Origin of the sequence: Mucilaginibacter sp. KACC 22773 (assembly GCF_028736215.1) — a bacterium.
In the GTDB taxonomy this organism is placed as follows: domain Bacteria; phylum Bacteroidota; class Bacteroidia; order Sphingobacteriales; family Sphingobacteriaceae; genus Mucilaginibacter.
In genome coordinates this window covers 3,234,469-3,249,724 of record NZ_CP117883.1, presented here as the reverse complement: position 1 = coordinate 3,249,724, position 15,256 = coordinate 3,234,469, and the positions used below count along the sequence as shown (strand labels likewise).

At 42.2% G+C, this 15,256-nt stretch carries 6 protein-coding genes; all 6 read left to right on the top strand.

What is annotated here, in order from left to right; genetic code table 11:
• Window positions 1-66: 66 nt before the first annotated feature.
• The 6 genes from PQ469_RS13610 to PQ469_RS13585 all read left to right on the top strand — a co-directional run bounded on the left by PQ469_RS13610 (window position 67) and on the right by PQ469_RS13585 (window position 15,110).
• Complete coding sequence (locus PQ469_RS13610) at window positions 67-2,496, top strand: ABC transporter permease (RefSeq protein WP_274213442.1); 2,430 nt, start codon at window positions 67-69, stop codon at window positions 2,494-2,496.
• A gap of 126 nt (window positions 2,497-2,622) precedes the next feature.
• A complete protein-coding gene (locus PQ469_RS13605; protein WP_274213441.1) occupies window positions 2,623-5,022 on the top strand; it encodes an ABC transporter permease in 2,400 nt (799 codons plus the stop codon).
• Between the two features lie 208 nt (window positions 5,023-5,230).
• Window positions 5,231-7,651 (top strand): ABC transporter permease, encoded by a 2,421-nt coding sequence (locus PQ469_RS13600; protein ID WP_274213440.1) that lies wholly within the window; start codon window positions 5,231-5,233, stop codon window positions 7,649-7,651.
• Window positions 7,652-7,753: 102 nt separating this feature from the next.
• Window positions 7,754-10,108 carry an ABC transporter permease gene (locus PQ469_RS13595; RefSeq protein ID WP_274213439.1) on the top strand — a complete coding sequence of 785 codons (2,355 nt, stop codon included), beginning with the start codon at window positions 7,754-7,756 and terminating at the stop codon, window positions 10,106-10,108.
• 124 nt (window positions 10,109-10,232) lie between these two features.
• Entirely contained in the window at window positions 10,233-12,617 is a 2,385-nt protein-coding gene (locus tag PQ469_RS13590; RefSeq protein WP_090650509.1) for an ABC transporter permease, read from the top strand.
• Window positions 12,618-12,728: 111 nt separating this feature from the next.
• Window positions 12,729-15,110, top strand: coding sequence for an ABC transporter permease (locus PQ469_RS13585; RefSeq protein ID WP_274213438.1), 2,382 nt, complete (start codon window positions 12,729-12,731; stop codon window positions 15,108-15,110).
• The last annotated feature ends 146 nt before the right edge of the window (window positions 15,111-15,256 follow it).

Sequence of the window (15,256 nt, the reverse complement as noted above, 5' to 3'; positions counted from 1 at the left end):
AATCAGCAAAGCTAATGAACAATACAACCAATGAATTAATGAACAAGTGAACCAATGAACTGACATATGATAAAGAATTATATCAAGATAGCCTTCCGTAATTTACAACGTAACAGGGTTTATTCCCTGATAAACATAGCCGGGCTTACTATTGGTATGGCGGCGTGCCTGTTGGTTGCCACGGTGGTGATAGATGACCTGTCGTACGATAGGCAATGGAAAAACGCGGATAATATTTACCGGGTAATAACGGTAGATAACAGCGATAAAAACTTAGTGGATAGATCGCCCCGAAGCTTTACCGGTTTAGGGCCAACCCTGAAAACCAATTTTCCGGAGGTAAAGGATTATTGCAGGATGGTAGACAGAGAATTCCGGTATAAACTGGGCGATAACAGGGATGGGGTAAGCATTGTTGCACTGTCAGCCGAACCAAGCGTTTGGAATATGCTGGATTTTTCGGTTGTGCTTGGCAACCCTAAGAAGTTTGTTCCCGGGTATCCCAACCTTGTCATCACCGAAAAAATAAGGAAGCAATATTTTGCTGACGGAAACCCTATAGGGAAAACCATAACGGATATTCCTGATTTTGGTAAAGCGAAAACGTACATTATTACCGGTATTATAAAGGATATTCCTTCAAACACGCATTTAAGGGCAGATATGCTGGTTTTAAATGAACATGATGCCGATTACAATCAACTTAATAAAGGTGGCTTCGGTACATTTACTTCGCAATACATTCTGTTAAAACCGGGTAGTTCGGTAAAACTGTTTAGTGCCAAGGTTAATAAATGGTACGCGCAATTTACAAAGGGAAACAGCAGGAATGTTAGCTATGAGTTTCAACCGATAACAGATGTCTATTTAAAGTCTGATTTTGGGGGGTATCAGCGTGTACAGGGTAAAATAAGCAATGTATACATCTTTAGTGGCATCGCCGTGTTGCTATTTATTATTGCCTGCATCAACTTTATCAATTTAACCACCGCACGCGCGTTAAAACGGATAGCCGAAGTAGGGATCCGTAAAGTACTTGGCGCTGCCAGGTCCGATTTAATTGCCCAATTTTTGTTCGAGTCGATTTTGTTTTTTGTTATCTCTTTTGCCATAGGCATATTTGTTTACAGCATATTACTTAACCCGGTCGAAAACTATTTAGGATATAAGCTAATGTTGACACTATCCCGTAACATCGGCATGTTTTCGGCAATATGCGGGGTGGTTTTACTGGTGAGTTTATTAACCGGGTTATACCCGGCTTTACTTTTATCGGGGCGCTTACCGGCAACGGCTTTAAAGGGTAATACTGGCGTCCAACAGGGTAGCGGTGTATTGCGTAAAGCCTTGGTTGTCGTGCAATTCACTATATCTGTAGCAGTATTGATTTGTACCATTGTTGTTCAAAAACAACTTAAGTTTATCAATAATAAAGATTTAGGGTACGATAAAAATAACCTGCTGCGTATTAACGAAACAGATTTGGGTACAAGTGGCGATGCCTTTAAACAAGAGGTGTTAAAAATTGCCGGCGTCGAAAATGCCAGTATCAGTACTTGGTACCCATCCGGCGGCGGCGGCTTTATGACAACAATGGTTGATGATCCTAATCAAAAGGGCAATAAAATTCAGGCCACTTATATCAAAGCTGATGTGGATTTGGTCAGTACTTTAAAACTCCAATTGCAGAAGGGACGGTTGTTTAGCAATAAATTTGGAAATGATGCTTTAAACTCAGATTCATTAATGCAAAAAAGTATGGAGAAGTTTGAGGAAGCGCAAAAAACGCAACCTGTTTTAATTACAGCTTATACAGCGCAGGCGTTCAATATCAAAGAATTAAACAAGCCTATATTAAACATGCGCGGGATACCGGTGGGTATTATTAAAGATTTCAATAACGAATCGCTTAAAATTGCGATGTCGCCAACACTAATTGTAGCCGATAATAAAATTACCTATGGCAGTATGCTGATGAGAGTGCAGCCTGGTAGCCAGAAGCAGGTATTAACCAACGTTGATAAACTATGGAAGCAATTTTTCCCAGGTAAAATATTTGAATACCGATGGGTAAACGATTTGTTGCAGGAGCAATATAAGGCCGATAATAAATTGCAGCAGCTTTTTACATTATTCAGTTTCCTGATTGCATTTATGGCATGTATGGGGCTATTTGGCCTGGCAACGTTTACTGCCGAGCAGCGCATTAAAGAAATTGGCATTCGTAAGGTTTTGGGCGCCTCGGTAACATCAATCACCACTTTGCTATCAATTGATTTTGTGAAGCTTGTGCTGGTAGCAATTGTAATAGCCGCGCCGATAGCCTGGTTGAGCATTGGTAAATGGCTGCAAACTTATGCTTACCGAATAAAACCCGATATTGGCCTGGTATTTATCTCGGGAACAATTGCTATAGTTATGGCACTGATGGCGGTTGGTTATCACACCATAAAAGCTGCCACAGCCAACCCGGTTAAAAGTTTAAAGAGCGAATAGGTTGTTCATTGGTTCACTGGTTCATTGGTTTTGCCTGACTGGCGTTGATGTGTTAAGGACGATGCCAAAGCTAATGAACAATACCACTAATGAACCATCGAACTAATGAACTAATGAACTAAAGCGATGATTAAAAGCTACTTAAAAATAGCCTGGCGTAATTTGTGGAAGCACAAATTTTATACACTTATTAATGTATTCGGCTTATCCATGGGGATAGCGTGCAGCATTATTCTGTTCCAGTTTATAAGCTATCACCTAAGTTTCGATGCTTATCATCACAACAAAAAATCGTTATATAAAATAGTTGAACAGCTGCATCTTGAGGATGGCACTACACTATATGAGAAAGGCGCGCCAATGGTGTTGGCCCGCGCTGTTAAAACAGCATTGCCGCAGATAAAAGACGCGGCCGTTTTGGTTCAAAAGCGTTCGTTCACCATCTCGGTTCCGCAAGGCAACGGGGCGGAGAAGAAGTTGTTTTATGAAAAAGAGAATGTTGGCCTTGCCGATAAGCACTGGTTTAACATGCTTGACTATACGTGGCTCTCTGGCAGTGCCGAAACTGCCTTTAATGATCCGGATAATGCAGTTATCACCCAAAAATTGGCGCTAAAATATTTTGGTACCGACGATGCTGTTGGCCGGGTTATCCGCCTGGATAGCAAGCACAATTTTAAGGTAACCGGGATATTGGCCAATAATGTGGATAATACCGATTTGAAGTGCGATATGTTTTTATCGTTAATGGCACTTAAAACTCTTTATCCTGATGTTCAAAAAGATTTCCAGGAAAGCTGGTATTGGGAAGACTCGCGGAATGTTATATTTCTGCAATTACCGCCAAATTTGTCGCCCCAAAAGGTTGAGGCTACCATACCCAAACTGATGGATAAGGAAGCGGCAAAGACCTTCAAATACTTTTTGCAACCCATAAATGAGGTGCATTTTGATGGCCGGTATAGTGGCGTAATACAAAAATCGTTGTTAAGCACGCTGGGCATTGTTGGTTTATTGCTTATTGTGATAGCCTGTGTAAATTTTGTTAATATGGCAACCGCCCAAAGCTTTAAACGTGCCAAAGAAATAGGCACCCGTAAAGTTTTAGGCAGTACCCCGGTTGCTATATTCATCCAGTTTATTACAGAGACGGCATTAATAGTTTTTGCCGCCGTACTACTGGCGGTCTTATCAGTTTGGATGTTTTTACCGGTTTTAAATTCCTGGCTGCAAACAACGCTTACATTTAATTTTACGCACGATAAAACCCTGTTTGTTTTTATTGCCCTATCCATGCTGATAATTACCATTGCTGCAGGGTTTTACCCCGCTTTGGTATTAAGCAGGTTTAAGCCTGTAAATGCGCTGAAAAACCAGGTTGGCGGGCATTCGCAAGCTGCCGGGCTTAGCCGTAAAAGCCTCATCGTTATTCAAAATGTAATTGCACAGGTGCTTATTATCGGTACCATTATTATTACTATGCAGGTGCGCTACCTGAAGACTGCCGATCTTGGCTTTAATAAAACGGGCGTAGTAATGCTTCCTTTGCCCGATTTTGACAAGATTAAGACTGATTTTTTCCGTAACCAGCTACTGGCTAACCCCGCTATAAGCGCTGTTTCTTTTTGCTACCGGGCACCTTCCTCAACAGCCGATAAAGGCGGATCAATAAAGTACGAGGGCAGGGATTGGGAAAAGTTTGTAGGCCGCACTTTGATGGGCGATGCAGGTTATGCTAAAACATTCGGGTTGCGGATTATAGCAGGCAGAAATATTGCCGAAGCGGATTCGGCCAAAGAGTACCTGGTGAATGAGCAATTGGTTAAACAATTAGGTATCAAAGATCCCCGAAAGATAATTGGCCACCAATTTACCGCCGGAGACCTGACTGATAAACCAGGTACCATTGTTGGGGTTGTGAAAGATTTTCACGCCAAATCGCTTTACAAAGTAATAGAACCGTCGTATATCAGCACTTTTCGCACCCAGTATCAGTACGCAGGCGTAAGGATCGATCTGAAAAACCGTTCTGCTGCTTTATCGCAAATCCAAAAAGTATTTCAATCGGTATTCCCGGAAAATGTATTTGAATACCGCTTCCTGGACGAACAGATTAACGATTTTTATAAGAAGGAAGACTTGCTGAACAAACTCATTACCTCCAGTGCGGTTATCGCCATTTTTATCAGTTGCCTTGGTCTTTTAGGGTTGATATCGCTGCTCACCATGCAGCGCACCAAAGAAATAGGCATCCGTAAAGTGCTTGGGGCATCTGTAACCAACATTACCGCATTACTCTCGGCCGATTTTATTAAACTGGTTGTTATTGCAATTGTAGTAGCATCGCCCATAGCCTGGCTAACCATGAGTAAATACCTCCAGGATTTTGCTTACCGGATAGATATTCAATGGTGGGTATTTGTATTAGCAGCGGCCTTATCTGTCCTGATAGCATTTGCAACAGTATGTTATCAATCGCTTAAAGCGGCAATGGCCAACCCGGTTGAAAGTTTGCGAAACGAATAGTGTTGAGGTGGAAAGGTAAAAGGTTGTTTAAGGTTAATGTGGCCTTTTACCTTTCGCCTTTTACCTTTCACACACTGTATCATTACCGTACACTTACTGTTACGCTTACGAACATGTTCGTAATTCTGATATAATTTAACTTATTTATTATCAGTTATTTAATGTTTTGGTATGTGTTTTAAACCAAGTGTACAAATCTGCATATCACATGATCAAAAATTATATCAAAATAGCGTGGCGTAATATAGTAAGGCACAAGGCGTATTCAAGTATAAATATAGCCGGGCTTACGGTTGGCATTGCCGCTTGTTTGCTCATTTTCGTTATCATTAATTTTGAGCTGAGTTTTGATAAATTTCAGCCCAACTACAAAAACATATACCACGTTGTAACCCAGGAAAAACACGAATCGGACCTTACTTATAATCCGGGTATTGCAGTGCCTGCTACTGAGGCCCTTCGGTTAGATTTTCCGCAGGCTGCCGTAGCAGCTTTAAACAGCAGCTACGGCAGCCAGATAACCGTTCCCGAAGTTGCAGGCACAGGTACAGGCGATAAAAAATTTACCGAAAATCTGGGCGTTTTATTCATTGAACCTCAATTCTTTGACATTTTTAGTTCAAAATGGTTGGCCGGCACCGCCACGGTTTTAAAAGATCCGGATATGGCAGTGATTGACAAAAGCATGGCCAATAAATACTTTGGCGACTGGAAAAACGCTGTCGGCAAAACCCTTAAAATGGACAACGTTATAACGCTTAAAGTTGCCGGGGTTATTGAAGACGCGCCTGTTAATACCGACTTCCCGTTTAAAATAATGGTATCGTTTGTGAGCTGGAAAGCGCACGGCAAAGATTACAACTACAGCGGCGAATGGGGATCAACAAGTAGCAATCACCAGGTGTTTATGCTAATGCCCCCCAATATTACCGCCGATAATGTTGGTAAGCAGCTGGAAGCTTTTTCGCGCAAGCACTTTAAAAAAGGAATTTCTGAAACCCACATCCTGGCACAACCATTATCACTGTTTCATTTTGACACCCGTTTTGGTAACCCGCTGGCAGATCATACCATGAGTTACGCCACATTGCGTACCATATCGCTCATCGCCTTATTGATCATCGTAATGGCATCCATCAATTTTATAAACCTATCTACGGCGCAATCCGTTGGCCGCTCAAAAGAAGTGGGCATCCGCAAAGTATTAGGCAGCACGCGTAAGCAATTGATAGCCCAGGTTATTGGCGAAACTACGCTGGTGGTTTTCTTTTCGGTAGTGCTGGCTTTAGGTATTGCAAAGTTGGCTATGCCACAACTTAAAAGCATTGCCAATGTACCCGAAAGCATTGGTTTATTCACCGCCGAAAACCTGCTGTTTTTACTTGTCGTAATGATAGTTGTCATTGTGTTGTCGGGCATTTACCCAGCGATGGTGGTATCTGGTTTTAAACCGGTCTTAGCTTTAAAAAATAAGATCACCGCTGCTTCAATTGGCGGCATTCCGTTACGCAGGGCGCTGGTTATTACTCAGTTTGCGATATCTCAATTGTTAATGATTGGCACTATAGTGGCAATGAACCAAATGGATTTTGTAAACAAGGCCGATCTTGGCTTTAATAAAGAAGCGGTACTCGTTATTCCCGGCTACACCGATAGCATCAGTCTGGGTAAAATGGTAGCCTATCGTCAACAGCTTATGCAAAATTCTGCTGTAAAATCGGTTAGTTTTAGTTCGGATGCGCCATCTTCAGAAAACAACTGGGGTACCAATTTTAATTTTAATAACAACACCAAAGACCCGGGCTTTAATACCTATTTAAAATTTGGCGATGCCGACTATTTTAAAACCTTTGGGCTCCAATTTACCGCCGGCAAAGGATATGATGTAAGCGACACTGCCAGGCAGGTGGTGGTAAATGAAACCTTCATTCATAAATTAGGGATACAGAATGCTGAGAGTGCTATTGGTAAAACCGTACGGTTTGGCGGCAATGGCAGGTGGATGCCTATAACAGGTGTAGTGAAGGATTTTAAAACCAACTCGCTGCGCGAAACCGTAAAGCCAATTGTTATCGCCCCGGCAAAAAAATTTGAAGGCAATGTTGCCATTAAAATCCAAACCAAGAACTTAAGTAAAACCGTTGCCGAATTACAAAAAATGTGGGAGAACACTTACCCCGAATATGCTTACAACGGCTATTTTCTGGATGATAATATTGCCAAATTTTACCAGGCAGAAAACCAGATGGCCATGGTTTACAAAATATTTGCCGGCATAGCTATTTTTATTTCGTGCCTTGGTTTATACGGCCTGGTATCGTTTATGGCGGTGCAACGCACGAAAGAGGTTGGTATCCGCAAAGTATTAGGCGCATCGGTAAGCAGTATTGTTTACCTGTTTTCTAAAGAATTTGTGGTGCTTATTGTTATCTCATTTGTAATTGCCATGCCATTAGCCTGGTACGTGATGACCGGCTGGCTACAAAACTTTGCCTATCGCATATCGTTAAGCGCCTGGATATTCCTGTTGGCCATAGCTTCATCAGTAGTTATTGCCTGGGTAACGGTAGGGTACAAGGCCGTGCGCGCGGCGTTGGCCAACCCGGTGAAAAGCTTGCGTAGCGAGTAGTGGTGAGTGGTGAGTAGAATTGGGCAAGCAAGTTAGAATTTGGGATTTGTGTAGGACCGGTAATTTTTAGGGTTTGGGATTTAGAATTTAATTATCATGATAATGAACTTCCTGAAAACAACATTTCGTAGCTTGTTAAAAAACAAGGCTTACAGTTTTTTGAATATCGCGGGGCTTGCAATAGGCATTTCCTGTGCATCTATTATATTTCTGTGGGTTCAGGACGAGCTTACTTTTAACCATAACTTTCAAAAAAGGGATAACATTTACGTTATCTATGAAAACCAAACCTATGAAGGTAAGGTTTCTACTTTTCACGCTACGCCAGGCCCTATGGCCAAATCATTAGTCGCGGATATCCCAGGTATAAAAACAGCTGCCCGATCGGGCGGTACCGGTGATGTTTTGTTTTCTCTTGGAGATAAAGCAATTAACGAACAAGGAGATTATGCTGATGCCGGGATATTTTCGATCCTGAAACTACCTTTTGTTTATGGCGATGCCAATAATGCTTTCCGTGATGTGCATTCGGTGGTGATTAATACAACCATGGCCAAAAAGTTTTTTGGCGATGCCAACCCGGTAGGCAAAACGCTTAAGATGAATAATGAGCAGGATTTTACTGTTACCGGTGTAATAAATGATCTGCCTAAAAATTCGACAATGCAGTTTCATTGGCTGGCGCCATTAAACGATATTGACCCTAAAAAGCCCTGGATGAAAGATTGGGGTGCTAACTGGGCGCATACTTACTTAGAGTTGGAGCCCAACGCCGATGTTAATGCAATTAATAAAAAACTGGCTAACTACATCGGAACCAAAAAAACGGGCAACAATACGCAATCATTTCTTTTTGCTATGAACGACTGGAATTTGCACAATAATTTCACCGATGGTAAAATGGATGGCGGCCGCATTGTGTATGTTCGTTTGTTTGCCATTATTGGTTTCATCATATTATTCATAGCCTGTATCAATTTCATGAACCTGGCAACAGCGCGGTCAGAAAGGCGGGCCAAAGAAGTTGGAGTGCGTAAGGTGATGGGGGCTGGTAAAGGTAAACTCATCAGTCAGTTTATTGGCGAAGCATTGATTATGTCATTTATAGCAGTCGCCGTGGCTGTATTATTGGTTGCTTTAACACTGCCGGCTTTTAATAACCTGGTTCAAAAAGAGCTGGCCCTTAACCTGTTTGCTGCCGGTCATGTTATTTACTTGATAGCGATAGGTACAATTACAGGCTTACTTGCAGGTAGCTATCCGGCTTTTTACTTGTCATCTTTTAACCCTATAACGGTGTTAAAAAGTATCAAAATAAAGTCAAGTACAAGCTCGGGCCTTATCAGGCAAAGCCTGGTGGTTATTCAATTTTCAATTTCGATTATTTTGATTATCGGTACCGTGGTAATCTATCAACAGATACAGCACGTAAAAAACCGCAAACTGGGATTTAATAAAAATGACCTGATCAGCATCGGCACGCAAGGTAAACTGGTTGACCACTTCCCTGCAGTTTACAACGAATTAAAAGAAACAGGTTTAGTTGAGGACGCCGCGTTGAGTGACTATCCCGCTTTAGAGATTTGGAGCAATACCGATAATTACTCGTGGGAAGGCAAGGATGCATCAAAAAATCCATTGATAAGCCTGGAGAATGTTAACGACCATTTTTTATCAACCATGGGTATGAAGCTGGCTTCCGGCAGGAATTTCCATTCAAATGAAACTACTGATAATAATAACGTGATCATCAACGAAGCCTTTGCCAAACAAATGGGTAAACAAGGACATGTTGGAGCTATTATAACAGAAGGTGGCTCAAAACGATTAACTGTAACCGGCATAGTTAAAAATTTCCTCTACAATGATATGTACGCCGCCAGTGCCCCCATGTTATTATATAATCATACCGACGGAGCCCGCTTTTTAACCATAAGGTTTAAACACGGAGCAAATTTGCCGGATGTGTTGAACAAAGTTGGCAGTATAATTAAATCAAATAATCCCGGCTATCCCTTCGATTATAAATTTGTTGACGACGAATTTGACCTGATATTTAAAACCGAAACACTTACCGGAACACTGGCAGGCGTTTTTGCATCGCTGGCTATATTTATATCCTGCCTGGGCTTATTTGGCCTGGCCGCGTACACTGCCGAACGGAGGATAAAGGAAATAGGCATCCGCAAAGTTTTGGGCGCCAGCGTAGCAGGTTTAACGGGGCTATTATCAAAAGGTTTTTTACAACTGGTTGGTATTTCATGCCTGATAGCATTCCCGGTAGCCTGGTGGGCCATCAACAACTGGCTGCAAAATTACCAATACCGGGTAAGCATTCACTGGTGGGTATTTGCTGCCGCGGGCATAATAACCACGCTTATTGCGCTGGCAACCGTAAGTTTCCAGGCTATAAAAGCAGCGTTAAGTAACCCGGTTAAAAGTTTGAGGAATGAGTGATTTAAGTCATGAGGTCATTAGCCCAACGTCGTCAGTTCATTGAACGCAGCGGCAAATGATTTAACCACCGTACGATATAAATGATCAATAACAGCAAAGGGAAATAACTAATTGACTAAACGAAATGATAAAAAACTATATTAAAATTGCCTGGCGGAATTTAAAACGCAACAAGGCTTATGCCACTATAAGTGTTATTGGCTTGGCGTTGGGTATTGCCTGTGGTATCCTGATATTTACACTGGTTACCTATCACCTAAGCTTCGATACTTTTCATAAAGATTCAGACAGGATATACCGTTTGTATACCGAATGGCATGACGATGGCATTGGAAAATCAAACGGCGTGCCGCAACCATTAGGAAAAACCTTCAGGAATGACTTTACTATCGGCGAAAAAACCGCGAGGGTAATTAACTTCACAGGTACCCTTATCACCATAACAAACGGCACGGAGGTTAAAAAATTCCAGGAAGATGACGGCGTGGCTTTTACCGAGCCGGAATATTTTGATATTTTAAACTTCCCCTTAATTAAAGGCGATAAAAAGAAAATGCTGGTTGCGCCGGGTGAGGCGTTGGTGACACAAAAAATTGCACAAAAATATTTTGGCAACGATAACGCCATTGGCAAAGTGTTTCGCCTGGATAATAAGGTGAATTTTACGATTACCGGTATCTTGAAGGATTTACCCAACAATACAGATCGCCGGCAACAGATTTATGTATCGTACGGTAACATGGACGAGTACACCGGCAATAAGCGGCGCGAAGAGAATTGGGGTGGTGTATATAGCGGGAGCGAGGTATTCACCAAATTAAAAAAAGGGGTAACACAGGCACAGGTAGATGCAACCACCGCACAAATTGTTAAAAAGCATTATACAGGCCGCGATTTAAAAGTTTGGTTTTTTAAGCTGCAACCCCTTAACGATATGCACTTTAACCCCGAACTGAATGGCTATGCCGATAAAAAGTACCTTTGGGCACTATTCTTTATTGGCCTGTTCCTGATTATTACCGCAAGTGTAAATTTTGTTAACCTGGCAACAGCGCAGGCACTTAACCGGGCAAAAGAGGTTGGCGTACGCAAAGTTTTGGGCAGTATGCCCGGCCAGTTGTTTTGGCAATTTATAGCCGAAACAGCTTTAATAACGATATTTGCGATACTGGTTGCTATAGGCTTATCGTATATCGCTTTACCTGCTATCAATCACCTGTTTCAGTCAGAAATGGAATTCAATAAAAGCGAATTAGCTGTTTTTATTGTATTAATTGGCGTTGCGGTAGTGTTTTTATCGGGGTCATACCCGGGTTTGGTATTGGCCAGGTTCCAGCCCATTCAGGCGCTTAAAAGTAAACTTTCGCAAAAGGATATCGGTGGATTTTCATTGCGCAGGGTGTTGGTGGTTACCCAATTTACCATTTCGCAGGTGCTGATTATCGGCACTATCATTATAGTGTCGCAGCTGCATTATTCGCAAACTGCCGATTTGGGCTTTAACAAGGATGCTATTGTTTTATTACCCATCCCCAAAAACGACAATAAGGCCATTTTAAGCACCATGAAAAATCAGTTAAACCAAATTCAAGGTGTCGAAAAGGTGACTTATTGCTATAGGCCTCCCGCGTCGCAATCCAATAACAGTACAGGCGTTAATTTTGACCATCGGGCCGAAGAGGAGCATTGGAGTATCAACGTTAAATCGGCAGATGAAAACTATCTTTCAACCTTTGGGTTGAAACTGGTTGCCGGCCGCAATTTCTTTCCTTCAGATACCACACGCGAGTTTGTAGTGAATGAGATGGTAGCCAAAAAACTAAACATGAAGCCGCAGGATTTGATAGGTAAAATGTTATCGATTAATGGTAAAGGTACAACTGCACCCATAGTTGGTGTGGTGAAGGATTTTTACAACTATTCGTTCCACAGTGAAATTTCGCCTGTGTGCATTATGCCAAATTATAAAGGTTATTCTACCATTGCCATCAAAATGAATATGCGTAATGCCAAGGCATCGTTAGCATCCTTTGAAAAGGTATGGAATCAGGGTTTTCCCGAAGAGTTTTATTCGTATCAGTTTCTGGATGATAGTATCAGGAAATTTTATGAATTGGATAATATCCTGCTAACACTCATAGAAGCTTTCGCGGGCATCGCTATAGCGATAGGCTGTCTTGGCTTGTATGGCTTAGTTTCATTTATGGCTGTACGTAAAACAAAAGAAATTGGCGTACGCAAAGTTTTAGGTGCAAGCATTTCATCTGTGCTATGGGTTTTTGGCAAAGAGTTTTCCATCTTATTGGTGATTGCATTTGTTATTGCCTCGCCGTTGGCGTATTGGGCCATGCATAATTATTTAAAAGATTTCCAATACAGGATATCCATCGGGCCCGAAATTTTCGTCGAATCCATATTGTTCACGTTTGTGATAGCGGCAATAACGGTAAGCTACCGGTCGGTGCTGGCCGCGCTGGCCAACCCGGTAAAGAGTTTGAGAAGCGAATGATTTAGTTCATTGGTTCACTGGTTGAATGTTTTAGAGCTTGCATAGTGCCGGCAAGTCACCACTATATCACCAGACAAAACCAATGAACCAGTGAACCAATGAACTAATAAAATGATAAAAAACTATTTTAAGATCGCTTTGCGCAACTTGTGGAAGCATAAAGCATTTTCTATTATCAATATAACAGGCCTATCCATAGGGATAACGGCCTGTTTTTTCATTTTTATGTATGTAGGCTTTGAGTTAAGCTACGATAGAATGCATACCAAGGCTGATAGGATTTACCGGCTGGTTACGGATATTAAAACGCCGACCGAAACCATTAATACCGGAGTTACGGCATGGCCATTCGCGCCGAATATTAAAGCCGATTTTCCTGAAGTGGAATCATTTGTGCGGGTGAGCGGCGGCAGTTTTTTGGTAAAAAAAGGCAATGTTAAATTCCAGGAAGAGAAATCGATTTTCGCCGATTCAACATTTTTCAAAGTTTTTGATTTTAAACTGCTGAAAGGTGATCCTAAAACGGCATTGTCAGAGGTGGCTACAATCGTGTTTTCAGAGTCGGCTGCAAAAAAATATTTTGGTAATACCGACCCTGTAGGGCAAACCGTGCTGGTAACCGGCGATGCCATACCCGCCAAGGTAACAGGGGTAATGAAGGATATTCCTGAAAACTCACAAATCAAAGCGGATATGCTGATATCGATGGTGTCGCTTACCCAAAAGTTTAACAAAGGGCTGGATAACCAATGGGCAAATTTTGGGGCGTCGAGTTACTTGTTATTAAAACCTAGCACCGACCCTAAAAGGTTAGAATCCAAATTTCCGGCATTTTTAGAACGCCGAAATGGCGACGAAGAACGAAAAATGCACATGAGCTACAAATTGTTCCTGGAGCCAATGAAAACGGTTTACTTGTACTCTAAACGCAACGGCCAGGAATCGGGCAGCATCAATAATGTTTACATATTTACTATTGTGGCCGTTTTTATACTGTTGATAGCCTGTATCAATTTTGTGAATTTAACCACAGCGCGGTCTGTTGAGCGGGCTAAAGAGGTAGGTATCCGCAAAGTTGTTGGTGCCGAAAAAGGACAATTAGCCAGCCAATTCATAGGCGAGTCGGTGGTGCTTTGTCTTATCGCATTTGTATTAACTATCGTTTTGTCGGTATTATTTCTGCCCTTGTTTAACCAGCTTGCAGGGAAAACTATTAGCCAGGGAATCTTTTCCAATTGGTATTACGTGCTGATTTTATTGGGTACATCGGTAGCCATCGGTCTTATTGCAGGCATTTATCCGGCGTTGGTTTTGTCGTCATTTATGCCGGTTTCGGTATTAAAAGGCCGGTTTGCCAGCAGCAGCAAGGGGAATGTGCTGCGTAAAACGCTGGTAATAGCGCAGTTTACCATTTCGATATTCCTTATCATAGGTACCATCATTGTTTATACCCAAATGAACTTTATGCAAAACCGTGATCTTGGTTTTAGTAAAGACCAGATGCTTATTTTGGATACCAACGGCGACCCTGCCGGAAACGCGCTTAAAGAAGCGCTTACATCAATTCCTGGTGTAAAATCAGCAGCGATGTCATCAAGCGTTCCGGGCGGGGGGAATCCCGGTGCCTATTCCGAGATTGAGAATAAAAAGGGCGATTTGCAGATAGCTAATCTCGACTTGTATTTTGTCGACTGGGATTACGTAAATCAATTTAAAATCAAGATGGTTGCAGGCAGGCCATTCTCCCGTGAGTTTGGCACAGATACAGCCCAGGCCATGTTATTGAACGAGGCCGCGGTTAAATTATTTGGTTATAGTTCGCCTCAACAGGCCATTGGCAGGCGCTTTAAACAATGGGGTCGCGAGGGTAAAATAGTAGGGGTGATGAAGGACTTCCATTTCCGGTCACTACAGGAAGTTATTAAACCGTTAAGCATGCGTATCGAAATGAAGAACATCTCTTTAATTTCGGTAAAGATGTCAACCCAAAATACCGCAGCAACGCTGGCCGCCATTGAAAATAAATGGAAGATGTTAATTCCGAATAGGCCATTTAGCTATTACTTTTTAGATGAGTTTTTTGACCGCCAGTACCGGGCCGAGCAGCGCTTTGGCAAACTGTTCCTCAACTTTGCCGTGCTGGCCATATTTATATCATGCCTTGGTTTGTTGGGCCTGGCATCGTACAGTACGCTACAACGTACGCGCGAAATTGGTATCCGGAAAGTATTGGGTGCCACTGTGCCTGGCATTGTTAATATGCTATCCCGGGATTTTATTATACTGGTCATCATCTCTTTCTTTATAGCATCGCCATTGGCTTATTGGTTTATGCACAGCTGGCTCAAAGATTTTGCCTACCGCATTGATATCAGCTGGTGGATCTTTGCTATAGCGGGCATCCTGGCCTCTGTTATAGCCCTTGGTACCATCAGTTTCCAGGCCATCCGCGCGGCGCTTAGCAACCCAGTTAAAAGTTTAAGAAGCGAGTAGTATATAGGTGAAAGGCAAAAGGCAAAAGATAAAAGGTAGCTGCGTTTGCGGTATGTCCCAACCAGTGAATCAACCGGCGAAGCAAGGTTGATTCACCTTTCACCTTTCACCTTTCACCTTTCACCTTTCACCTTTCACCTTTCACC